At 61.3% G+C, this 21,977-nt stretch carries 22 protein-coding genes; 1 reads left to right on the forward strand and 21 read right to left on the reverse strand.

Annotated elements, in window-relative coordinates; all coding sequences use genetic code 11:
• Position 1: 1 nt before the first annotated feature.
• The 6 genes from NLM33_RS15220 to nac all read right to left on the reverse strand — a co-directional run bounded on the left by NLM33_RS15220 (position 2) and on the right by nac (position 4,862).
• Entirely contained in the window at positions 2 to 406 is a 405-nt protein-coding gene (locus tag NLM33_RS15220; RefSeq protein WP_254096832.1) for a biotin/lipoyl-containing protein, read from the reverse strand.
• Positions 406 to 1,389, reverse strand: coding sequence for a biotin-dependent carboxyltransferase family protein (locus NLM33_RS15225; protein WP_254096833.1), 984 nt, complete (start codon positions 1,387 to 1,389; stop codon positions 406 to 408). Before NLM33_RS15225 ends, NLM33_RS15220 begins: the two co-directional genes overlap by 1 nt.
• Positions 1,386 to 2,045: a 5-oxoprolinase subunit PxpB gene (gene pxpB / locus NLM33_RS15230; RefSeq protein ID WP_254096834.1), complete on the reverse strand. Its 660-nt coding sequence runs from the start codon at positions 2,043 to 2,045 to the stop codon at positions 1,386 to 1,388. Before pxpB ends, NLM33_RS15225 begins: the two co-directional genes overlap by 4 nt.
• Positions 2,042 to 3,397, reverse strand: a complete 1,356-nt coding sequence (gene accC / locus NLM33_RS15235; RefSeq protein WP_254096835.1) for an acetyl-CoA carboxylase biotin carboxylase subunit — start codon at positions 3,395 to 3,397, stop codon at positions 2,042 to 2,044. The genes pxpB and accC overlap by 4 nt, the downstream gene beginning before the upstream one ends.
• Before the next feature lie 7 nt (positions 3,398 to 3,404).
• A complete protein-coding gene (locus NLM33_RS15240) occupies positions 3,405 to 3,824 on the reverse strand; it encodes an acetyl-CoA carboxylase biotin carboxyl carrier protein subunit (RefSeq protein WP_254096836.1) in 420 nt (139 codons plus the stop codon).
• Between the two features lie 141 nt (positions 3,825 to 3,965).
• The gene (gene nac / locus NLM33_RS15245) at positions 3,966 to 4,862 is read right to left on the reverse strand and encodes a nitrogen assimilation transcriptional regulator NAC (RefSeq protein WP_254096837.1); all 897 of its coding nucleotides are present in this window, start codon (positions 4,860 to 4,862) and stop codon (positions 3,966 to 3,968) included.
• A 160-nt stretch (positions 4,863 to 5,022) separates the two neighbouring features.
• On the opposite strand from nac, the gene NLM33_RS15250 reads away from it, so the two are divergent.
• Positions 5,023 to 6,252: an aspartate transaminase gene (locus tag NLM33_RS15250; RefSeq protein WP_254096838.1), complete on the forward strand. Its 1,230-nt coding sequence runs from the start codon at positions 5,023 to 5,025 to the stop codon at positions 6,250 to 6,252.
• A gap of 241 nt (positions 6,253 to 6,493) precedes the next feature.
• Here NLM33_RS15250 and NLM33_RS15255 read toward each other — a convergent pair whose 3' ends face one another.
• From NLM33_RS15255 to NLM33_RS15325, 15 genes are all read right to left on the reverse strand, one after another.
• Positions 6,494 to 6,718, reverse strand: a complete 225-nt coding sequence (locus NLM33_RS15255; RefSeq protein ID WP_254096839.1) for a hypothetical protein — start codon at positions 6,716 to 6,718, stop codon at positions 6,494 to 6,496.
• Positions 6,719 to 7,037: 319 nt separating this feature from the next.
• Positions 7,038 to 7,247, reverse strand: coding sequence for a hypothetical protein (locus NLM33_RS15260; RefSeq protein WP_254096840.1), 210 nt, complete (start codon positions 7,245 to 7,247; stop codon positions 7,038 to 7,040).
• Between the two features lie 26 nt (positions 7,248 to 7,273).
• Complete coding sequence (locus tag NLM33_RS15265) at positions 7,274 to 8,380, reverse strand: WD40 repeat domain-containing protein (RefSeq protein ID WP_254096841.1); 1,107 nt, start codon at positions 8,378 to 8,380, stop codon at positions 7,274 to 7,276.
• A gap of 32 nt (positions 8,381 to 8,412) precedes the next feature.
• Positions 8,413 to 8,691, reverse strand: coding sequence for a hypothetical protein (locus tag NLM33_RS15270; protein WP_254096842.1), 279 nt, complete (start codon positions 8,689 to 8,691; stop codon positions 8,413 to 8,415).
• Positions 8,692 to 8,717: 26 nt separating this feature from the next.
• Complete coding sequence (locus tag NLM33_RS15275; RefSeq protein ID WP_254096843.1) at positions 8,718 to 9,164, reverse strand: hypothetical protein; 447 nt, start codon at positions 9,162 to 9,164, stop codon at positions 8,718 to 8,720.
• A 14-nt stretch (positions 9,165 to 9,178) separates the two neighbouring features.
• Positions 9,179 to 11,227, reverse strand: a complete 2,049-nt coding sequence (locus tag NLM33_RS15280; RefSeq protein WP_254096844.1) for a sigma-54-dependent Fis family transcriptional regulator — start codon at positions 11,225 to 11,227, stop codon at positions 9,179 to 9,181.
• 118 nt (positions 11,228 to 11,345) lie between these two features.
• Complete coding sequence (locus NLM33_RS15285) at positions 11,346 to 11,840, reverse strand: hypothetical protein (RefSeq protein ID WP_254096845.1); 495 nt, start codon at positions 11,838 to 11,840, stop codon at positions 11,346 to 11,348.
• 133 nt (positions 11,841 to 11,973) lie between these two features.
• Positions 11,974 to 12,654, reverse strand: coding sequence for an aquaporin (locus NLM33_RS15290; RefSeq protein WP_254096846.1), 681 nt, complete (start codon positions 12,652 to 12,654; stop codon positions 11,974 to 11,976).
• A 152-nt stretch (positions 12,655 to 12,806) separates the two neighbouring features.
• Positions 12,807 to 14,438 (reverse strand): molecular chaperone GroEL, encoded by a 1,632-nt coding sequence (locus NLM33_RS15295; RefSeq protein WP_254096847.1) that lies wholly within the window; start codon positions 14,436 to 14,438, stop codon positions 12,807 to 12,809.
• A gap of 85 nt (positions 14,439 to 14,523) precedes the next feature.
• The gene (locus tag NLM33_RS15300) at positions 14,524 to 15,360 is read right to left on the reverse strand and encodes a metal-sulfur cluster assembly factor (protein ID WP_254096848.1); all 837 of its coding nucleotides are present in this window, start codon (positions 15,358 to 15,360) and stop codon (positions 14,524 to 14,526) included.
• A gap of 5 nt (positions 15,361 to 15,365) precedes the next feature.
• Positions 15,366 to 16,388: an amidohydrolase family protein gene (locus NLM33_RS15305; RefSeq protein ID WP_254096849.1), complete on the reverse strand. Its 1,023-nt coding sequence runs from the start codon at positions 16,386 to 16,388 to the stop codon at positions 15,366 to 15,368.
• 119 nt (positions 16,389 to 16,507) lie between these two features.
• Positions 16,508 to 16,879 carry an MmoB/DmpM family protein gene (locus NLM33_RS15310; RefSeq protein ID WP_027550986.1) on the reverse strand — a complete coding sequence of 124 codons (372 nt, stop codon included), beginning with the start codon at positions 16,877 to 16,879 and terminating at the stop codon, positions 16,508 to 16,510.
• A 6-nt stretch (positions 16,880 to 16,885) separates the two neighbouring features.
• Positions 16,886 to 17,956, reverse strand: a complete 1,071-nt coding sequence (locus NLM33_RS15315) for an aromatic/alkene monooxygenase hydroxylase subunit beta (protein WP_254096850.1) — start codon at positions 17,954 to 17,956, stop codon at positions 16,886 to 16,888.
• A 50-nt stretch (positions 17,957 to 18,006) separates the two neighbouring features.
• Positions 18,007 to 19,047, reverse strand: coding sequence for a 2Fe-2S iron-sulfur cluster-binding protein (locus NLM33_RS15320; RefSeq protein ID WP_254096851.1), 1,041 nt, complete (start codon positions 19,045 to 19,047; stop codon positions 18,007 to 18,009).
• Between the two features lie 85 nt (positions 19,048 to 19,132).
• Positions 19,133 to 20,803: an aromatic/alkene/methane monooxygenase hydroxylase/oxygenase subunit alpha gene (locus NLM33_RS15325; protein ID WP_254096852.1), complete on the reverse strand. Its 1,671-nt coding sequence runs from the start codon at positions 20,801 to 20,803 to the stop codon at positions 19,133 to 19,135.
• Positions 20,804 to 21,977: the final 1,174 nt, after the last annotated feature.

Here is a 21,977-nt window from a genome sequence, read left to right on the forward strand (position 1 = left end):
GTCAAGCCTCACTCGCGATGTCGGAAAGTCGGGTGATCTCGGCGCCAAACCCGACCAACGCGCCCTCTTCTGCCACGACCTCGACAACGACCCCGTCGCAGGGCGCGTCGATCGGAACCAGCAGCGCGCCAACTTGCAACAACGCGACCGTCTGGCCGACGCGAACCAGGCTTCCACACGGCGCGAGCGGAACGCGCCGCATCGGATGACTGTGCAGCAGAGTCCCCGCCATTGGCGCCTTCACGACGTGAGTGACGGCGCGCGCGGCGTCCGTCGTCTTCACTTGGAGCCCCTGCCGGACAGCGCGCCCGAGACGCAACTCGCGGTCCGGGCCGCTCAGCTCGAGGTAGTCGATGCCCGCTTCGGCAAGCCACGACGAGAGCTGGTCAACATGCTGGAACGGCATCAGCGCCCTCCCCGCTGTGCACGGAAAAGACCGACCAGACGTCGCGCTTCGGCAAGCCAGCGGTCGTTCGCATCCTGGGCCACGACGGCCTCATCCCAAGTCACCTCGACAAAGCGGATGCGGCCGCCGATCGGCGCCTGCCCGAGGCGCCACAAGTCGGCCTCGATAACGGTTCCGATCTTGGGATAGCCGCCAGACGGCTGGGCATCACGCATCTGCACGATGGGCTGACCGCCATGCGGGACCTGGATCACCCCCGGCACGATCCCGTGCGAGCGCAATTCGAGCGGCACCTTGGGCATCAAGGGGGTGCCCTCGAGGCGGAACCCGTAGCGATCGCTCTGCGGCGAAATCCGCCATGGCTCGTTCCACAGGCTCGCCTGAGCGTGCGGCGTATAGGCATCGTATTCGGCGGCGCGAAGCACCCGTACGGCCGGCAGGCCATCCACCGTCAGCGGCATCGCCAACGCGGGCGGATTGAGGCCCACGCGTGCACCCGCTGCGCGAAATGGTCCGGTCGCAATCTTGTCGCCTGTGCGAAGGGCGCGTCCCTCGAGACCACCAAACTCGCCGCGTAATTGCGTGCTGCGCGAGCCCAGCACTGCCAGCACATCGACGCCGCCGGCAACGCAAAGATAGGCGCGGCTCGCGGCCCAGCCGTCGCGCCGCGGAAGTCCAAGATGGAGCAGCTGTCCGGCGCTGGCATGATGCACGCACCATGGCAGGACTGCCAGATCATCGAGTCTCGCGTCGCAATCTGCTCCCGTCACGGCGAACGCCGTGTCCTCCTGGAAACGGATCCGAAACGGAAAAATCTGGATCTCGATCGCCGCCGCATCGTCGGGATTGCCGAGCAGGATGTTGCCGGCCGCGACTGCAAGGTCATCCATGGCCCCTGAGGTACCGACGCCCCATTTGAGCGCGCCCTTGCGGCCAAGATCCTGAATTGTCGCAAGCCCGCCGGTGGCGATGATCTCAATCATCGGATCACCGCCGCGATGCGAAAGCGGATGCTGTCACCGGGACGCAGCAGCGCCGGTGGGTCGCTGGCCGGGTCAAAGAAACGCATCTCGGTGCTGCCGATCGTGTTCCAGCCGCTCGGCCCGGGCGATGCGGACACGCCGGTCTGACCGCCGCCGATTGAGACGGCGCCTCCCGGAATCCTCAGCGTAGGGGTCTTGCGGCGCGGCGTAGCTATCCGCTGGTCCATGCCGCCGAGATAGCAATAGCCGGGATGACTGCCGAGCGCGTAGACGTGATAGATCGGCGCACTATGGATTTCGGCAATGTCGTCGAGGCTCAATCCCGTATGCGCGACGACATCGGCGACATGCGGCCCGCCCTCGCCGCCATAGACCACCGGCAGCTCGATCAGCCGGCCTTCCAGCTTGAGCGCCGCGGCGCTGGCCCAGGCCGACCGTAACCTCGTTTCAATCGATGTAAGCGAGCTGGGCGGACGCACAAAGCTGAGCATGACGTTGTTCATGCCCGGCACGGCCTCGCGAATTTCAGGCCATTGCCCGGCTTCCTCGGCTAGCGCCCAGATCCGCCGCTGCGTGTCGAGTTCCGTCGGACCGGGCGCATCGAACAGCAATGCGCTCGTTCCAAGCAGGCTGATCCGGGGCTCATCGGTGCTCATGCGCGGGGTGCTCCCTCGCGCAGGCGGCGTTCGAGATAGTGGATGTCGACCGCCCCCGAGCTGAAGGCCGGGTCCGACGCAATGCGGCGGTGTAGCGGCAAATTGGTGGAGATCCCCGAGACGCTCATTTCATCGAGCGCGAGCCGCAGCCGCGCCAGCGCATCAGCACGATCGTCGCCATGGACGATCAGCTTTGCGATCATGGAATCGTAGTGCGGTGAGACCGTGTAGCCGGCACCGGCATGGCTGTCGACGCGCACGCCGTAGCCGCCCGGCAGTTCCCAGCCGGTGATGCGGCCCGGTGACGGCGCGAAGCTATCCGGGTTCTCGGCATTGATCCGGCACTCGAAGGCATGTCCGCGGCAGCGAATATCCGCTTGCGTCAACGCCAGCCGTTCCCCGCGCGCGACGCGGATCTGCTGCTGGACGATGTCGATCCCGGCCGTCATCTCGGTGACGGGATGCTCGACCTGCAGTCGCGTGTTCATTTCGATGAAATAGAAGGCACCGTCTTCGAACAGGAATTCGAACGTGCCGAGCCCCTGATACTGGATCTGCTGACAGGCCCGCGCGCAGCGTTCGCCGATCTCGGCAATGAGCGCATCCGCGATTCCCGGCGCGGGCGCCTCTTCGATCACCTTCTGGTGGCGGCGCTGGAGCGAGCAGTCCCGGCTGCCGAGCCAAAGCGCCTGACCATACCCATCGGCGAGCACCTGGATTTCGACGTGCCGGGGATGGGTCAGGAATTTTTCGATATAGACTTCGCCGTTGTCGAAGGCGCGTCGCGCTTCCTCGCGGGTGACGGCGAGCGCATCGAGCAGCGCTGCCTCTTCGGTGACGATCCGCATCCCTCGCCCGCCACCTCCGCCTGCGGCTTTGACGATGACGGGATAGCCGATCGCATGAGCGAGGCGACGAACGGCCTCGGGATCATCCGGCAAGGTTGCGTCGGGGCCGGGAACGCAGGGCACGCCCGCCGCGCGCATCGCCTTCTTGGCGGCAACCTTGTCGCCCATGGTCCGAATGCATTCGGCGGAAGGGCCGATGAAGGTCAGGCCAGCCTCGCTGACGCGCTCGGCGAATTGGGCGTTCTCGGCCAGAAATCCATATCCGGGGTGAACAGCTTCAGCACCTGTCGCCTTGGCCGCGAGCAAGATGGCGGCCTGATCGAGATAGCTATGCGTCGCCGCAGCCGGACCGATGCAGACTGCCACATCCGCGCGTTCGACATAGGGCGCATCGCGATCGGCCTCGGAATAGACGACGATGGTGCGCAGGCCGAGGCTCCGACACGCCCGCTGGATACGAAGCGCAATCTCACCGCGGTTTGCGATCAGAACGGACTCGAACATGGGTGCCTCAGACGGTGCGCATCAGCGGCTGACCTGCCTCGACGAGGGTTCCGGGGGCGACGAGGATCGCTTCGAGGATTCCGTCCCTTTCGGCGCGGACTTCGATGAACGTCTTCATCGCCTCGATGACACAGATCGCCATGCCGGCCTTGATCGCCTGACCGACCTCGACATAGGGCGGCTGATCCGGTCCGGGGCGCAGATAGACGATGCCGGAAAGCGGCGCGCAGATCTCCGGCGCTGCCGGGGGCGTTTCTATCGGGGCGTTTGGACGAGACGGCGATCGGTCCGCAGCGGGGGACACGGACTGGCTTCGCACGCCGTTGCGCACCAACCGAAGCGTCCAGCCGTCCTTGCTCGCCTCGAGCTCGGCAAGATCGGACGACGCCATCGCGTCAATGAACGCCTTGATCTGCGCCAGGTCCATCGGCGCCTACCGATCGCAGTCATGAGCATCAAACATGCGTAAAGGCTAGCGTGCGAAGCGAACGCTCGCCAAGACGGAATGTATTTGACCCGATAAGGGGTGCTTATGTCCCGGCGCGCCGCGCCCCACGAGCGGCTCGTGTCACGACAGGCTCGCGACGAGTTCCAGGAGGAGTTCCTTGATCGCCGAAGCTGGCTCCGACAGCGGCAAGTGATCCGACTGGCAGAGCGCCAAGGGCGCCTCGATGGTCGGCTGGATGATGCGAGACAGCCAGGCGTTGGAGGATCGGGCGACCTCACGTGCCATGGATTCCGGCAGGATCGTCGCGCCAAGACCGCTGGCGATGACGGCCGACAGCGTTCCGGCCGATTCGATTTCTGCGACCACGCGAGGCGTCATCCCGAGTCCTGAAAACGCCTCGTTCACCATTCTTCGCACGACGTTGTAGGGCCGCGGGAGGTAGAGATCCAGATCAGCGATCGTGTGCAACGATACATCGCTGGGGGACGCGACCATGCTGTCGGGGCCCACCAAATACAGTTGCTCCTTGAACAGCGGAAGGAACGTCAATCCATGCACGATGGTCTGGCCGCCATAGAGCACTGCAATGTCCATCCGCCCATTCATCACGAGCTCCGACAGCGTACTGCCGTAGGTCTCGTTCAGATAGAGCAGGATGCCGGGGTGACGCGCCCGGGCAGTGCGCAGAAGCGGCAGCGACAGACGCGCGGCAGCCGTTCCCGGCGCGAGCCCGACTGACACCGCGCCGGACAGGCCTTGCCCCGCTGCCTTCATATCGGCATTAGCCTGGTCCCATTGGCGCAAGATGAGCTGGGCATGCCGGTAGAGAACCTTTCCGGCTTCGGTTGGCACCACACCACGCTTGGTGCGCAATAACAGCTGCTGACGTACCTCGCCCTCCAACGTCGCCACTTGCTGACTGAGCGCGGGCTGCGCCACGTGAAGAATGTCCGCGGCCTGCGTCAGACTGCCGATATCGACAATCTTCACGAAATATTGCAGGCGCCTCAAGTTCACGTCGTTTCTCCCGTTCCGCGACCATCGTACACCGAAGTCTAGTCGATTTCCGCGCCAGTCATAAGAGGTTCTTATCGAGGGAGATCGAAGTCATCTTGGCCACGGCTTCCGAGGAGGACTAGACCTTCGACTTCAGCCTCGACATCAAGGGATGCCTGCCGTGAACTCCTACAACCTCGCAGGGCGCATCAGACGCATCAAGCCGTCACCCAGCACGGTCGCCGCCGATCGGGCCAACGAACTACGGCGACAGGGCCAGCAGATCGTGAGCCTGGTGGTCGGCGAGCCGGATTTCGACACGCCGGCCCATATCCGCAAGGCGGCTGCATACGCGATGGACCATGGCGCGACCCGCTACACCTCGATGCGGGGAACGCAGGAATTGCGGGAGGCGATCTCAGCCAAGCTCAAGCGCGAAAACGGGCTGAGTTACGGCGTCGACGAGATCATCGTGACCAACGGCGCCAAGAGCGCGATCTACAGCGCGCTCGCAGCGACCGTCGATGTCGGTGACGAGGTGATCATTCCGGCGCCGTACTGGGTGTCCTATCCGGACATGGTGCTGGCTTGCGACGGCACACCGGTGACGATCGCCTGCGGCGAGAACCACGGCTTCAAGCTGTCGCCCGAGCAGCTGGAAGCCGCCATCACACCGAGAACACGCTGGCTGCTGATCAACTCGCCGAGCAATCCGACCGGCGCCAGCTATACCGCTGCCGAATACCGCGCGCTCGCGGACGTGCTCGTCAAGCATCCGCACGTGATGGTCATGACTGACGATATCTACGAGCACATTCGTTTCGACGGCAAGCCGACTCCACATCTCCTCATCGCCGCGCCCGAGCTGCGCGACCGTGCCCTCGCCATCAACGGTGTGTCCAAGACCTATGCCATGACCGGCTGGCGCATTGGCTGGGTTGCCGGCCCGCGGGATCTGATCGGCGCGCTTGATACGTTGTTGTCGCAGTCCGCGGGAACCTGCTGCGCGGTGAGCCAGGCGGCGGCAACTGCCGCGCTGAACGGTGATCAGTCCTTCATCGCGGAGAGCGTCGCCATCTACAAGCAGCGGCGCGATGCCATCCTGCCGCTCCTCAACGCAATCCCGGGTCTGAGCTGCCAGGCGCCCGACGGCGCTTTCTACCTGTTCGTGAATTGCGCCGGCTTGATCGGCAAGACAACGGAGGATGGCAAGCAGATCGAGAACGACAACGACGTGGTGCTTTACTTCCTCGACACCGCCGGTGTGGCGCTGGTGGCTGGCGCCGCTTACGGCCTTTCACCTTACTTCAGACTGTCAATCGCGACCTCTCTGGAGGCTCTGACAGAAGGCGTTGAACGCATCGCACGCGCCGTCGCGAAACTCCAAGGCACCTCATCGAAACTGATTTGATGGACGATAGTGCGTTGTGGGACGCAGGCCGAAGCAGCCAGAGGCCCATCTTGCGCCAAATCATGCACGACGAACACAAGCTTACGATTGTGTATTGCGGCCGCAACTTGCGAAAAATACACGGATCATCTGGTGGCCAAGGGAGCGCTACCGCTTTTCCCGATACCTGCGGAATCTACGCTAGCTCATTCCAATCCTTTGCATGAGAGACGGGCGACAAACGACGTAGCGACGTCTCTCTTCAACGGGCGGCGGATTCCGCTATTTCCAAATGAAGCAACGAAGAAGGAGATTTCCCAAGCAATATCAACTGGCTGGGGCGGGAGGGATCGAACCTCCGAATGGCGGAATCAAAATCAGTTTGATTATTCAATGATTTCGACGGGCGTTTGGAAAAAATGGCCGAAAGACGCTCTAGCAATATCAATAGCTTGGCTACCGTTTCCAAATGAAAAAGGGCAGCCATCAACCGCAAGGCCTGAGAAAACGGGCTGCGTGCGTGCCGACTGCGGAGAGCTCCAGCGCTCAGACTTCCGGACGCACCCGGAGCATCGGCGGTTCATGACCCCAGCGGGCATGGCAGGATGCGGGCCACAATCGTGCAGCCGAGTTACTTTTAAGAGGCTGACTACCGCGCAGACGCTCCGGCGCAGGGATGCCGAACTTCGTGGCGATAAACGAGCACCCGGAGCGACTGCTTCGCGCCAGACGCTGTCAAACAGCCTCCTCGGTGAAGGGACGTTGACAGTCGCCCCGATAACTTTCGCCTTCAGCAGAAGCCCGCGTCACTGCGTTGCTGCGCTTCGCTCGAAGGGCTTATTTTCAGCGATGAACCTCGCGGCCAGCACCAAAGCGCCCATCGAAAATTCCTTTCCATGCGCTGCGATCATGCGCTCCGAGAGTTCCGCCAACTCCTGAAAGAATTGATCCTTGCTTTCGGCTTCGTTGAGCGATCGAGTGGCTGTCATAACTTTGTCTCCTGATGATGCTGGCAACGCTCTCTGGCGTGGCACCGGGGCAACTATTTGAAAATGTACGGAGGAAACGTCACGATCGCCGCCTCCCCGTCGCTTGTTCCGAACGCAAGATGCTGGCCGTCGCTAGACCAATGCAGGGTGTGGACGGCGCCTCGACCAGGCGACCTGACGACCAATTCGTCGGATTGTCCGATCCTCGCGACCGCGACCATGCCGTCGGCGTAACCTGCCGCAACCAGGCCACGCTCTGGATGAATATCCACCGTCCCGACGAGGACGAACCGGGCGCGCCCCGTAGCGAGGTTCGTCGGCTGATCCCTTTCGTCGTCAAGGCTGGAAACGTCCCATGCGATCATCCGATAGGCTCCGCTCGTAACGAGGACGCGGGAGTCCGCGCTCCACGAAAGAGATGCAACGGTTGCGGGATAGGTCGGAATCCGAACGATCCGCGCATCGGCAAGACGCACCAGAACAATACCTGTTTTCCCGACTGACACAGCCAACCAGCTCCCATCCGGGCTCCACGACAAGGCTGAGACTGAGCCCAACTCAAATGAAGCGGAGGGCTCGGGTCGTGGTCCAAAGCTACGGACGAGCAGACAACCGTCGGCTCCAAGTGCAAAGCGCCGGCCATCCGGCGATACAGCCATTGCCGACGCATGCCCTCCGACCCGCTCTTGCAGCCAGGCGACTTCACCATTGGAATCGTAAAATATGATTGACCCGCCGGAAGCTGTCAGGATGCCCCCCGCCGATACCGGGGCAATCACATCGATAGGCGCCACGATGCTCGAGACCACCCGTGTGATGCCGGACGCCGACACACGAAGCAGGCGGCCGTGATCACTGGCGACGAAATCCGAGGTCCCGAGCGGAGCGAGATGAAGCGGGGCATCGCTGACTATCACTTTCGTCAATGGCGGCACTGGTTTCCGTCGCGGTGAAATCGTCGTCCGGCCTTCGTCAAGCGCCGCGCGACAGCGATCTTGCGCCGGCTCGACGTCAGTTAGCGGAGCTATCGCCAACGCACCATCGGCGAGCGCGAACGCAACTCCCTGTCCCGCAGGATCGAAGGCCGTATTTGTAACGGCCGTACCCACCGACCAATGCCGCCCAAGCAATTCATAGAGCGTCGCGATCTCTGCTTCCATTGTATCCATCGTCGCCTCACGTTCAGGTCGTCTCATCTACCAGCGGCAATCCACCTGTCTAGTTCTTCAAGGCGCTGCTCCAGCGCGGCGCAATGAGCGTCGCATTCTGACATTGCCGCATTCGCCTTTCGCAAGCGCTCGCGCGCATCCGCGAGGGTCCTGGCGAGCTCATGCGAACAGCCGGAGGCCGCAATCTCTTGCTCGATGCCCTGAATATCGAATTCGGCGCCGCCGCTAAGCTGACGGTTGAGCAGATTGCGCGACTGGGCGGCCGATATCTCCTGAACGACCTGCAGCCGCTGGGTCAGCATTTCGACAACGGTCAGGGGACCGGTCCTCATGTATCAGTCTCGATCTGGACCAGGATCCGCTGCAGGCCACCCACGCCCGATACAAAGTGGCGTTGCGCGTCATTGATGTGAGATTCCAGCGAGTCCCACAGATCAACCCTCAGCAACCGCGATGGATCGCCAGCCATGATCTCAAGCGCCTGCAGACCGAACTGATGCCGCAACCCAATGCCCTGCAAAACAAAATCGGTCAGTTCGCGCGCATGCGTTTCGATGAAAGGACGCAATAGCGGATGCGCGCCATAGGTGATGCCGCGCTTCGCGAGTTCGGTCTCGATGAACACCACGAAATGCCGAACCAGCAGATTTTGGCTTTCACCAACCAGGTGCACCATGAAGGTTACGTCGCGGTCCGCGCGCGAAAGGATCTCCGACGCGAGCGCCGCAGCGGCAGGCTCCTCTGTCCCCTTTCGTCCGTCCCAGACCGTCGCCATGCCCGATCCTGTCCTCAGGTCCGTGAACGATACTGATGCAATTTGCGATACAGAGTGGCACGCGAAAGGCCCAGCTTCTCGGCCGCGGCTGCAATGTTGCCGCCTGCGTTTGCGACGGCCCTTTCGATGGCACGACGCTCCATATCGTCGAAGCGCGCAATCTCTTCGCCTTCTGGTCTCGTGGTATCACGCCCTGTCTGCAAGACGCCCGGATCTGGCTGGGCCGGTGCTGCTTCCAGGAAATCCTCGGGCAACTCCCTGGGCGTAACCACGCCGGTGAGCGTCATCAGCACCAGGTTCTCGATCAGATTGCGTAGTTCGCGAACGTTCCCCGGCCAGCTATGGCGCCGCAGCATTTCCATTGCGGCTGCCTCGAAACGTAGCGGTTCGGTGCTATAGATCTCCGCGAACTGTCGGTTGAAATGATCGATCAGAATCTCGACATCACCCAGGCGCTCGCGGAGCGGCGGGATGGTGATCTTGACAACGCCGATCCGGAAATACAGGTCCTTACGGAAACGTCCTTCCGCTACTTCCTGCTTCAGATTCCGATTGGTCGACGCCACGAGCCGAACGTCCACCGGACGCGGCTTGTTGTCGCCGAGGCGGTAAACCGCGCGCTCTTCCAGCACGCGGAGCAAGTACGGCTGCAGATCCAGCGGCATCTCCCCGATCTCGTCGAGGCTGAGCACGCCGCCATTGGCAAATTCAAAGCGGCCGGGCTTTCCTTCTCGTGTGGCGCCGGTATAGGCGCCCGGCGCATGTCCAAACAATTCACCGCCAAGAAGCCCTTTCGAGACCGCACCGCAATTGAAGGCAACGAAAGGCTCCTTGCCGGTCTTCTGGCTGGCGGCGTGAACGAGACGAGCAAACAGTTCTTTGCCAACCCCGGTCTCACCCTCAAGCAGGACAGCTGTCCGACCAAGTGCCGCCCGCGCAACCTTCTCGACCGCATCCTGCAATGCGTCGCTACATCCGACGATCGCTTCCTTGGCCGACATGATGGCTGCACGAGTTGCCGGCGACACGTGAGACGCAGCGGAATTTATCCGTGGCCTCGATGCAAGCACGAGCATCGCTCCCTTCACAACCCCGTCGACCAACAGCGGCTCGATCCGCTGGTCGCGCAATTCGTCGGGTAGCCCGCTTTCCAGCTCTTTGCCCAGCAGGCCTTCGTTGCTCGGCAGAAGCTGAGTTCCGATGATCAAGTCGCGAGACTGCGCGATCCGCTGCCAGCGAACCGACGCCATGTCGTTGTGATGAACGACCCGACCGAAACGATCCAGGATCACCACACCGTCCGCGCTGCCCATCCCCGGCATTCGAGAAATGCTGGCCTCGAGCAGCCGTATTCTTTCAAGGCGGATCTTTTCCGAGAGCGCAAGCTCGATGTGATTGGCCGCAATCACCGCCAGTGCGACGTTGTGCCGGTGAAAGATCGCCTGAGGTCCGGAAAAATCAATGATGCCGATAATGCTGCCGTCGATGGGGCTGCGAATGGGGCTACCGACGCAAGTCCAGGCCTTGATGCCTTCGGAAAAATGCTCGGCTGCATGGACATGGACCGGTTTTCCCGTGACGAGCGCAGTGCCGATGCCGTTGGTGCCGGTCACCGTCTCACCCCAGGCGGCGCCGACCTCGAGGCGAATATCGTGCCCTGCATCGATCGTCCGCTGATCGCCGCCCACGTCAAGCACAACACCGTTCCTGTCGGTGATAACCAGCATGGTCGCGGCGTCGCCGAGCACTTCTGCGACGCGGCGGAACGTCTGAGCGCTAGAACCCAATAAGTCATCGTTCTTCAGACGCAGCTCGTAGAGATCGTCCGGCGAGGCGACGAGATTGCTGCCCTTGCAATGCGCGTCGACCCCGGAGCTGACGCTGCGCCGCCATGATTTCTCGATGACGCCTCGCACCAAAGCGTTCTCGCGCTTGAGGTCGCCAAACGTCAGAAAGTCTTCCCAGGCCTTATTCGTCTCTCGTGCATCATATGGCTGTCCCTGCTCCGCATCCGTGGCATCCGGATTTTTATGGCCTTCCAGGGAGAACGGCGGCTTAGCCATGAGCGTTTCCGTCAGCATTGGAGCACCATACCTAAGTTGGCAAACAGCCCGATCGGCAGAAGCGGCCTGAACCGGACCTGGCCGGGATCGCAATCCCCACAGGCCCGACTCACGGAGATCAATCGGCGCTTTTGGCGACGGCATCCAAGCCGAGACGGCCTGCGATGACTTGTTCCAGCCTCTGCTCCGACGTCTCGTCGGGCACGCTCACGCCCTCAAGATCGGCGAGGACTTTCCGGATTTCCTCATCCAGCGGATCGAAGATCCCGTTCTCCTGCGTCGCCAGGGCGAAGTATCGCGATTGGCCCCTTCCACGCAGTTCGCCGACAAAATGGAGTTGTCGCCCCGACCCGAGATCTACGATCACGACGCGGCCGTTGAGGCTGATCCGCACATAGGGTTCCGCCTCTCTCGGACGGCTCGGCGGCGTGTACCACAGCTTGCCTGACGGCTGGGGCTGCGGAGGAGGCGTGGGATTGCGCAACTCCTGCCAGCGCCCACCGGTCAGATGGTTGGCGACCGCGTCGATCCTCGTGCGGTTCTTCTGAATGAAGTCCTTCGCCGCGGCCTCCTCGCGGCGCGGACCGTCGCGCTTTGAAATGATGTGGACCATGGTCTCCTCCTTCCCCGGTCAGTCGGATGGCCGTGGAGGCTTGTTGTACCGCCTCCTTCGGCGCATGCCGGAGCTTCCAAGATTGTAGCTCGTTCTAGATCATTGTCACCGCCCAATCACGCGATCGCGGAGCTCAAGCTGTCGCCACCATTTCGCGCGTCACGCCGACCTTGAACACGTAACCGGACAGTGCGGCCCCGATGCACGGCGCCACGAAATATAGCCACACCTGCGACAGCGCATCGGGGCCGGCGAACAGTGCTGGGCCGAACGAGCGCGCCGGATTGACCGAGGCGCCCGATACAGCGATGCCAGCGAGATGGATCGCCACCAGGGTGAGGCCGATCACCAAACCCGCGTAGACCGATGCCGCGCCTTTTTGCGTTGCACCCAGGATCACGGTCAGGAACAGAAACGTCGCAGCGGCCTCGAATACGAACGCGGAGAGCACGCCATATTGTCCCCAACCGTTCTGGGCGAAGCCGTTCGCTGCGACGTCATAGCCGCCGACCTTGCCTTCCGCGATCAGATACAGCACCGCTGCAGCCGCGATTCCGCCGATGAACTGCGCGACGACGTAACCGCCGAAATCCCGCGGCCCCATCCGGCCGGCCACGAGCACGCCGAGGCTGACGGCCGGGTTGAGGTGCGCGCCCGAGATATGCCCGATCGAATAGGCCATCGCGACCACCGACAGGCCGAATGCAAACGCCACGCCCAGTAAACCGACTTCGGATCGCATGAAGATCACGGTCGCGCAGCCGAAGAACACGAGTGCGAACGTGCCGATGAATTCCGCAACATACTTACGCATGACTTCCCCTCCTTGGTGATGATTTCGATGCCGAGGCGCCCGATCCGCCGCCCCTCTCCGCTCGCTCAGGTTTGCGATTGATCCGAGTATCTGGCCACGGTGTCCCGCGCGGCGGATCCGGCGCGGCGGAATACGGACCGCGTACACGCGCCTCATGCACGCCCAAGCTTCTCTGCCCCGCCGCCTAGGGCCGGCCCCTGTGTCGGATCGATGTACTCCGGCACGTCTGCAACCAACGTGTTGGTGGTCAGCACCAGCGTGGCCACGGAAGCCGCGTTTCGAAGGGCGGTGTATGTCACTCGGACCGGGTCGACGATGCCGGCCGAGACCATGTCGAGGAACTTGCCGTTGGCAGCGTCGAAGCCGACACCCGCCGGCGCGCGCTGCAAGTCGGCCACGACCTTTTCCGAATCGTGCCCCGCGTTCCGGGCAATGAACGCGGCGGGACGGGATAGCGTCTCGCGCACCAGCTTGATTCCTTCGCCCAGGTCGCCATTGACGTTGCCGAGCGTGCGAGCAACCACCGGCGCGCACTGCGCCAACGCCGTGCCGCCTCCCGGCACGATGCCCTCTTCGGCTGCCGCACGCGCCGCGCTGAGTGCATCGTCGATCAACTGGATCGTCCGCTTCTGTTCCACTGGCGTGACACCCCCGGCGAAAATCACGGCTGTCCCACCTGAGAGCTTCGCGAGCCGCTCCTTGAGCTTGTCTTGCTCGATATTAGGTGGTGCCAGGTCGTATTGTTTGGCCACCTGCTGGCGCCGCGCCGCGATCGCCGCATCGTCGCCACCGCCACGAATGATCACCGTTTCGCGCGCACTGGCCCGAACCTGCCGCGCAGTACCGAGATCGGCAAGGTTCGCCTCTTCCAGCCTGCCTCCAAGCTCGCGGGCGATCACGCGTCCGCCGGTCATGATGGCAAGATCGTCCATCATCGCCTTGCGCCAGTGGCCATAGTCGGGCGGATTGACCACCAATACCTTGCCGCGGTTGCTATCGCCAAGCAGTGTGACGACGACTTCGGGCGCAATCTCCTCAGCGACTATCACCAGCGGCCGCCCGGTCGTGGCAACCGACGTGCGCACCGCGGACAGCTCGCTCGGCGATTTGATCTTCAGGTCGGTCAGAAGGATGTAGGGCTGATCCAGCACCACTTCCATCTTCTCGACGTCCGTCACCATGTGATGGGAAATGTAGCCACGGTCGAACGACATGCCTTCAACGACCTCGAGCGTCGTGCTGGTCGTCAACCCGTACTCGGAACTGATGATGCCATCCTTGCCGACGCGCTCCACTGCCTCGGCGATTAATCCACCAAGATGGGCGTCGGTCGACGCAATCGTCGCCACCGCTTGCAGCGTTTTGCGATCCGATACGGTGATTGCCGAACTCTTCAGGGTCTCGACAACGACCTCGACGGCCCGGTCAATACCTTTACAGAGATCCACGGCCTTGGCGCCGCGTTCCAGGGCCGCAACGCCTCCTTGAATGAGACCGTTCGCGAGCACCATCGCGGTCGTCGTTCCATCGCCCGCGACTTCGTTGGTCTGCTTCGAGACCTCGCGCACCACCTGCGCGCCCATGTTCTCGAATCGATCCGGCAATTCGATTTCCGAGGCGATCGTCACGCCATCTCGTGACACGATAGGCGTACCGATCGGCCTGTCGACCATCGCGTTCATGCCTTTCGGACCGAGCGTCGATTCGATTGCAGCGGCAAGCTTCTGGACTCCGCGCGCAAGAGCGCGACGGGCTTCTACGTCATGCAGCAGAACTTTTGGCATCGCGTTTCACTCCCCACGTGGTCTGTTGTTTGTCAGGTCGGGCGGACTTGCTAACCGCTCCTTTTTCGGCACTCGCAGACGCGCCTCACGCGGGCGCGACGGTACGTTGTTCGGTAGCCCCATGCAGCCCGATGGTCCGCGCGGAACAACCACTGCCACAAGCCCCGCATGCGGATGTCCGTTCCGTACTGCTCCCGCCGAGCTCGCGATAACGGGCAGCAAGAAGACCCCTGCATAGTGAGCTGTTGAACTCCATATTGATCCGCACCCCCCGCAGCCGCTGCAGATACGGGGGCAGCTCGTGACGTCTGATGGCGTCGCCCTCGTAAGTGACGAAAGCGCGATCGTCGGGGAGATGAACGAGGTGCCGTTGAACCAGAAGCTCACGATAACGCAGTTTCTGACGCGAAACGTCTCCCGGCCCGAAGTCGACCCCATCGTAGGTGCCCATGGTCATCCGGCAGATCGCCGGATCCTCGTAACCCAGGCCGCGCAACGCCAGGATCATGAACTCCTGCCGCCGCTCGAACGCCTTCCGGCGAAACTTCTCGCGCAAGTCATCAAGAGAGCCTCCGGGTGCAAACTCCTTGAGCGCGTCGGCGAATGACTTCCCCTCGCTGACGCCCTGGTTGATCTCCTGAGCGACCATGTGATCCCGGAGCTGCGGTCGCGCATGACGTACCCACGGCAGCGCTGACACCGCCTGACGCATGTCGTCGGCCATGAGGAATGCGAAGTTCGCCGAACACCAGTAGGTCGGCAAGCGAAAAACGATGTCGACTCCGCCATCGTCATGCACGGTGACGAGTTCGACGAACCCAAGGTCGGTCACGGACTCGTCTAGCTCGGGATCCGTGACCGTTGCGAGGCGTGCCCACACCTCGCTGGTCTTTCGGTCACGATGTTGGAGGACCTCGCCCATCCTCATCACTCCGCAGCGACCGCGTGAGCTTTTTTCGCAAGCTTCGCCTTCTGTGCTTCGACGTCGACGCCATAAAGGCGCGCGGCGTTAAGACCCAGAATCTTCTTCTTGGCCTGCGGGGTGAGATCGACGCCGTGCTCCTGCTTCAGATCCTCGGGCAGCTCGAAGTTCCAGAACTTTTCGACCAGCCAACGGGGCGTCCAGATGGCGTAGTCACTGCCGAAAAGAAGCTTGTCTTCGCCGACCCAGAACAAGAGTTCGGAGATCACTTCGGCGAAATACCGCGGGCGGCCGTGAATGAACGGCAGCGCCACCGCCAGGCCACCATAGACGTTGGTCTCCTGCACCGCGATCCAACAGAAATCGTCAAGCCGCGGCAGGCCGCAATGCTCGATGATGAAATTCAGCCCCTGGAAGTCGGTGGCTGCGTGATCGACGTCGTGGACATCGAACGCATCCTTGTCCAGCGGGATGATCGTCGGCCCTTTGTGGACATGAATGTTCTTGATACCGAGCTTTTCGCAGAGTTCGAAGCAGCGATAGGCGTTGGGATCGGTGAGCTTCCAGCCCCGCGAATCGCCCTTCCACTCCGCCGTATAGAGCTTGACGCCCTTGATGCCGAACGTCTCCTTCATGTAATGGATGTACTCGAGCGCACGCTCTCCATCCCGCGGATCAAACGCGCCATTGACGATGAAGCGATCCTTGTACTTCTTCGCCATCTCGGCGTTGCGGTCGATGGTGTTGAACCCGTTCTTGTAGAATTCCGTCAGGTAGGTCGACTGCACGATGGCCATATCGTCCGGGCCATCGACGAACAGATCGCGATACATCTGCTCGGCGCTGTATTTCTCGAACTGCTCCTTCGGCCAGAGCTTGTCCTTCGGACTGAGCGAGGTGTGATAGGCGTAGAAGCAATCAATGAATTGCTTGCCGTGAATGTTGAGCTGGTTCGCCGGGCTGCCGTCCCAGAAATGGGTGTGACCGTCGATGACGAACACTTCCTCGCCAGAAGGGGGTATGAACATGATAGTCTCCAAAGTTTATAGGTGCTTTTTCATCGATGTCGGAAACGACCGACCGCGCGAGAAGGTGGTGGAGCTGCAATCCGGGTGGATGCAGCCCCACCCAGTCTCGGGAGAAACGGTTACTCGATGTACTCGAACACCTCGTCCATGTTGCCGAACAGGGTCACCGTATTGTCGTCGATGCGAACCATTCGGCCGTAATGCGTTGAGGTATTCACTTCGAAGATCTCGGCTGTCATTTCCTTCCCGAGAATCTCGCTGATTTCGTCCATCTTGAAGATCAGCTTGCCCTCCCCGTCGATGCGGATCAGGGCTGGCTGATAGGTCACGGTCACGTTCGGCTTCTTGCCCATGAACTCGGCGATGGCACGCGCCTCCACGCTGTCGTTCATCGTGACGCCGCACTGATGGGAAATCGTTTGTTCGAAACGAAGGTCTCCCATCTTCTGGAAGATGTTCTGGTTGGTGGCAGATCTGGAAGCAACGGACATTGCAATTTACTCCTTGGGAAGGGTGAGGCCGAGTTCGCCGAGTATCTTCTTGATGCGTTCGACGGACTGCGCGCGGGCATCGGCGTATTGCACCGGCTTCGAATGCGGCTGCGACCAGATCGGCTGCAGGCCCGCGGCTGCCTTGTTGGCAAGTGCCACATGCTTGTTCACCCAGCCCTGGAACAGCTTCTTGTTGTGGGCGGCATGCTGATTGTCGGTGACGAGCAGATGCATCAGGTCGATCGTGTTCGCGAGGTTGCGCTCATAATCGGCTTCGGCCGCCGAGATGACGGGCGGCGTGATGAAGTCCCCGTTCGATGAGGCCACCTGCATCAGGAAGCCGCTGCGGAACAGTTCGCCGACGAGCGGCTCGAACACGATATTGGTGGCAAAATACTGCTCGAGGTAGTCGGCCGAGCCCATGATCGACTCGATCGCTTCCCGAGTGCCCTGCCAACCCTTGTCCTCGAGCCAGATGTGCTTGCCGGCTGCGTCGTCGAAGCTCGGAATATCCATTCCGATTTCAGCCAGATAGAGCGTGATATCCTGGGCAAGGCGGAGCTTGTAGGACGAGTTGGTCAACGTCGCGTTGTTGATCATCTGGGTGTAGCCGTAACGCTGAGCTTGCATCAGCGAGGTGCCGAGCCCGAACTCGACATGCTTCCATGCACCAAGATGATTCTGCAGGACCTTGATCCACGCCTTGTCGAAGGACTTCGGCGCGCCGGACTTGCGGCCGTTGGCGATCACCGCTTGAACCATCGCCTCGATCTTGGACTGCCTCTGGTAATGGGTCCGTTCCCACTCCTGGTCCGGAGCACGAAAGGCATGCCAATTCGAGCTCAGAGCTGCCGTGTTGTCCTTGGTGTAGGCACCCTTGCCGTTGGGAAAGGAGATGATCCAGTCCTGCAGCAAATAGCGCTCCGGATCCGGCTGCACGTCGACGGTCACGTCCTCGTAGTGCGTGGCTCGCTTGCTACGTGGTTCGAAATACCGGTACTTGCGGCTGTCCGAGTCAGGAAATATTGCAGCACCGGCAGCGCCGGATCCTACTGAAACGCTTGGAACGGCAGTCATAGTCTTCCTCCTTGGTGGCTTTACACTTGCTGGATCGACGCTCAGAAAGCTCAGTTGTTGGCTGGCGTGAACTTGTCGAAGAAGACGCGTTCGGACTCGACATCGTTCATCTGCAGCACCGGCGTGAGCGCCTCGATCATGGGCGATGGTCCGCAGGCATAGACGTCGACGTCCTCGCCATATCCGGAAGTACGTAGGTGAGCTCCGACCGCTTCGTGCACGAAGCCCTTTTCTCCATGCCAGGCCGCATCATCGACAGCGTGGGAGAGCACCGGGACGAACGTAAACTCGGGATGCTTCGAGGACAGTTCCTTGAATCGATCGAGATAGAAAAGATCGTTTTGCGTACGGGCCCCGTAGAAGAAATACACCGGACGTACCTCCCCAGAACTGATGTGATCATGGAGGATCGACCACAATGGCGACATTCCCGATCCTCCACCGACCAGGATCATGGCTCCGGTTTTGTTTTCTCTCCGGAAGCACGTCCCGTAAGGTCCCTTGATCCCGACCTCGGTTCCGACGGCGAGGTCTCCGTCAAGTCGGGAGGAGAAGCGTCCGTTCGGGTACTTTTTGATGATGAATGCGAGTTTTTGGCTTTCGCCCGGCGAATTTGCCATGGAAAACGAGCGCGTAATCGTCTCTGCCCCCGGGAGCGTGATGTCGACATATTGACCCGCCCAGAACTTCAGAGGTTGCTCCAGCGAGATTTCGAGCCGCCGAATGTCGTGGGTCAGCGCGGAGATGCTCGTGACTGTGCCCGTGAAGTCCCTGACGGGGATCGACTTCGACAGCACCTCCTCGTCGTAGTTGAGGAGTTCCACTTCAAGATCCGAATAGGCCAGCGTCCGGCACAGCAGGATGTAGTCCTGGCTGCGCTCCATCTCGTTGAGGGCGAACGTCGAGTATTTCTTCAGCTCCACATCGCCGCCGGTAAGCACGCACTTGCATGCGGAGCATTGGCCTTCCTTGCAACCATGCGGCAGTGCGATGCCCTGGCGGAAAGCGGCGTCGAGAACGGTTTCATTCTCTTCAACCTCGAATTCTATGCCTACGGGTTGCAGGCGAACGACATTAGCGGGCGCGCCCATAGGGGCCTCCTCAAACCAAGGCTTGCGAATCTTCCGGTGATTGGCAGGGAAGGAGCCAGCCGGAGCCGGCTCCTTCCCCCTTCGCTTAGTTGCAGGGATTGATGGTGAATCCCTTGCGATAGTCGGCGAGATGCGCCTCGCGGTCGGCCGGGCTCATCTCCCGCAGGGTGAGCAGCGGGCTCTTGAGAATGTGGCCGCGGACATCGTCGAGCGTCCACATTTCCTTCTCGTCGAAGCGCAGGTGCGGCTGGGCGACCAGGGTCTTGCCGTCCGTACGCACGAAGCCCAGATCTTTGATGGCGTCGGCGATATCCACGTTGTGATAGACGCTTTCCCACTCGCGACGGCCGCTGAACCGTCCCATCGCCGGGGTCGGACGCCCCTCATATTCGCCGGCGAAAGCTTCAACCGCCGTCCAGCGATCGATCTCATGGGCGAACGTGTAGAGCTTGCCGTCGATCTCATCCGTGACGATATCCTCGCGGATCAGGCAAGGCACCAGGCACGACCAGCAACGATGCGGATAGACATAGCCGACATCGCTGTTGAAGAGGATGTTGGTCTGGCCGCGATGCGATAGCTTCTCGTACCACTTCCAGAACTCGCCGAACTGAGCATACCAGCCCGGGTACTTGTGCTCGAACCACTCGAAGTCCTTGTCGGTCTGGGCCTCGATGCGCCAGAAGTTCGCCGACCAGCCGACTGCGAAAAACTGCGCGACCTTGTGCACGTAGTGCTTCTCGGTCAGCCGTTTCCAGGCGGTCTGCACGTCGTCATGATGAATCTTGATGCCGTACTTTTCGAGCGGCAGCATGTAGGTCCGATAATAGTCCTCGAAGATCCAGCGGTGCCACATCTCCGCGTAAGACTCCTTGGTCTTGTCGCGGTTGGTGGTGCCGTACTCGATGAAGGTGCCGATGGCGGCATCCACGATGGCGTGGTTCTGCCAGAACGCGTAGCGCATGTCGCGCTCGAGCAGCAGATGGTTCTCGGGCTCCTTCAGCATCGACATCAGCATTGAGTGGCCGTTGCCGATGTGGCGGCTTTCGTCCGACTGAACCGAGAGGAACACTGTCGGCAGCGCATAGTCACCGTTGCGGGCCGCTTCCGACGGCATGGCGACGAACAGCGTATTCGTGAACGCGGTCTCGGCGACCACGGTCAGGTAAACGTTCGCCGACGTGATGGCGTCGCCGGTGATGAATCCTTCACCGAACTGGCGGCCGATGGTGGTGGCGTAGCATTTCCCGAACGCCTCCTCCGTGATGTCGAACCCGGCCGGGTCGATGTAGTTCTCCATGTACCATTTCTTCAGGTTCATCTGGATCGTCGAGTGACGGAACTCGTCGACCATCTGCATCGTGAAGCCGGTGCGCAGATCTTCGCCGGGGGCAAGGCGCCCGACCATGGCCATGGACCGCGCAGCGGAGATCTCTGGAAACGGGATGATCGCCAGGAAGAGCTTCATCCACTCGACCCAGCGCGGCTCGACGTTGCGGAACATGTCGCCGCGCAGAGCAGCATCGAGCGCGCCATAGACGCGGTTGTCCTTTTCTTCCTGCATTGGGAAGTAGGAGCGAAGGACTTGCTTCATCGGATCCTTCGGCGCCTTCGTGATTTTGTAGTCCGTGGGGAAGGTCATCGCTTCCTGCACGTAGGACGGATTCCACCCGAGATCCGCAATCTTCTTTGCAGCTTCGCCGACGGAAATGCCGCGCTGGGCGGTGATCTTGTTGAGTGTTAAAGTTCCAGACATCTAGTCTATCCTCCTGATCGGGTCAGAGACCACTTCGATATTCCGCCTGCCCAGGACCTCGACGGGCCGGGCAGTGCTTACCCGTGCGTTACGGGCCACCTCGCGGCCGTTCGCACGACCGGACGTTTGATATCGGCAAGGGTCTTAGGATGACTGTGGAGCGCTCCAGCGATGATCCGGGACGATCTTCGGACCCGGCGGCCCCCGATCGCAGTTGTCCCATCCCGCATGAAGCGCGCCTTCAGCTGAGCATCCCCTTCCCTCGTTCTTTTCGCGGCTCGCCCCAGACGGAGCAGTCGGCGTTGTTGTGCCAAGAGCTTTGCAATGGCCGTGCCAGCGTGTCTGAGGGCCCAGCCAAATGATTTTTGATTGGGTAAGCGCGGAAATGAACGAGGACAGAGGCGTTGCAACGCTTGGCTCGCGACTGATGAGATGCAAATTGCGACATGAATTGCAAAATGAGAATCTCAGACGCGCACAGGCGTCAACTATTGCACCGCAAATTTTGCATCGCAACATCGATCAGTTGCTTGCTTGGATGCTGAAATTACTTTTTCGCTCTTGATCGATGCTGCACGTTGAGAGACCCGGAGAGAGACCTTCTGAAGGTCGGCTCTCAGCCGGCCAGCAAGCACTTGCGGGTGATCGATGCTGATCGAAACCGGTCTGGCCTTCGCCGGCACATCCCTGAATCGTCAGCAGACTGCTCGTTAGGTCAGGAGTTTTTCGGGACTGCCAACCTGGCACATCTTATCGAGCTTGAAGCGACGGCGCGACAGCGCTTCTCCTGCGGGCGTCAATGGCCCGGGGGCTCTTTCAGACCGGGAGTGATCACTCGGTCGCACTTGGCGATCGGCGTTCTTTCGCTTATGCCGGCGGCCGCGCGTTGCGAGCAGGCTCCTTGTTCTACTGCTCAAACTAGCGATAGTCTTCCGCAACGGCTGAGTGTTTTGATTGTCCAGCTCTCGACATCCAGCGGCCGGAATAGAGGGCGTAACAACCATGATCGCAAAAGGGCAGACCGGTACTGAACTCTCTCAGATAGCTTGCGTGAATTGGCTCACAGCAAAGCATGCAGAACGTTTTCGGACATGGCGTTCTGCCGTTCACCAGAATAAACCTCATGTGGCGCCTCCCAACGCGAAGCATTACAATGCCACTATGTGATCGTTGA

This window comes from Bradyrhizobium sp. CCGUVB1N3, assembly GCF_024199925.1.
Classification (GTDB): domain Bacteria; phylum Pseudomonadota; class Alphaproteobacteria; order Rhizobiales; family Xanthobacteraceae; genus Bradyrhizobium.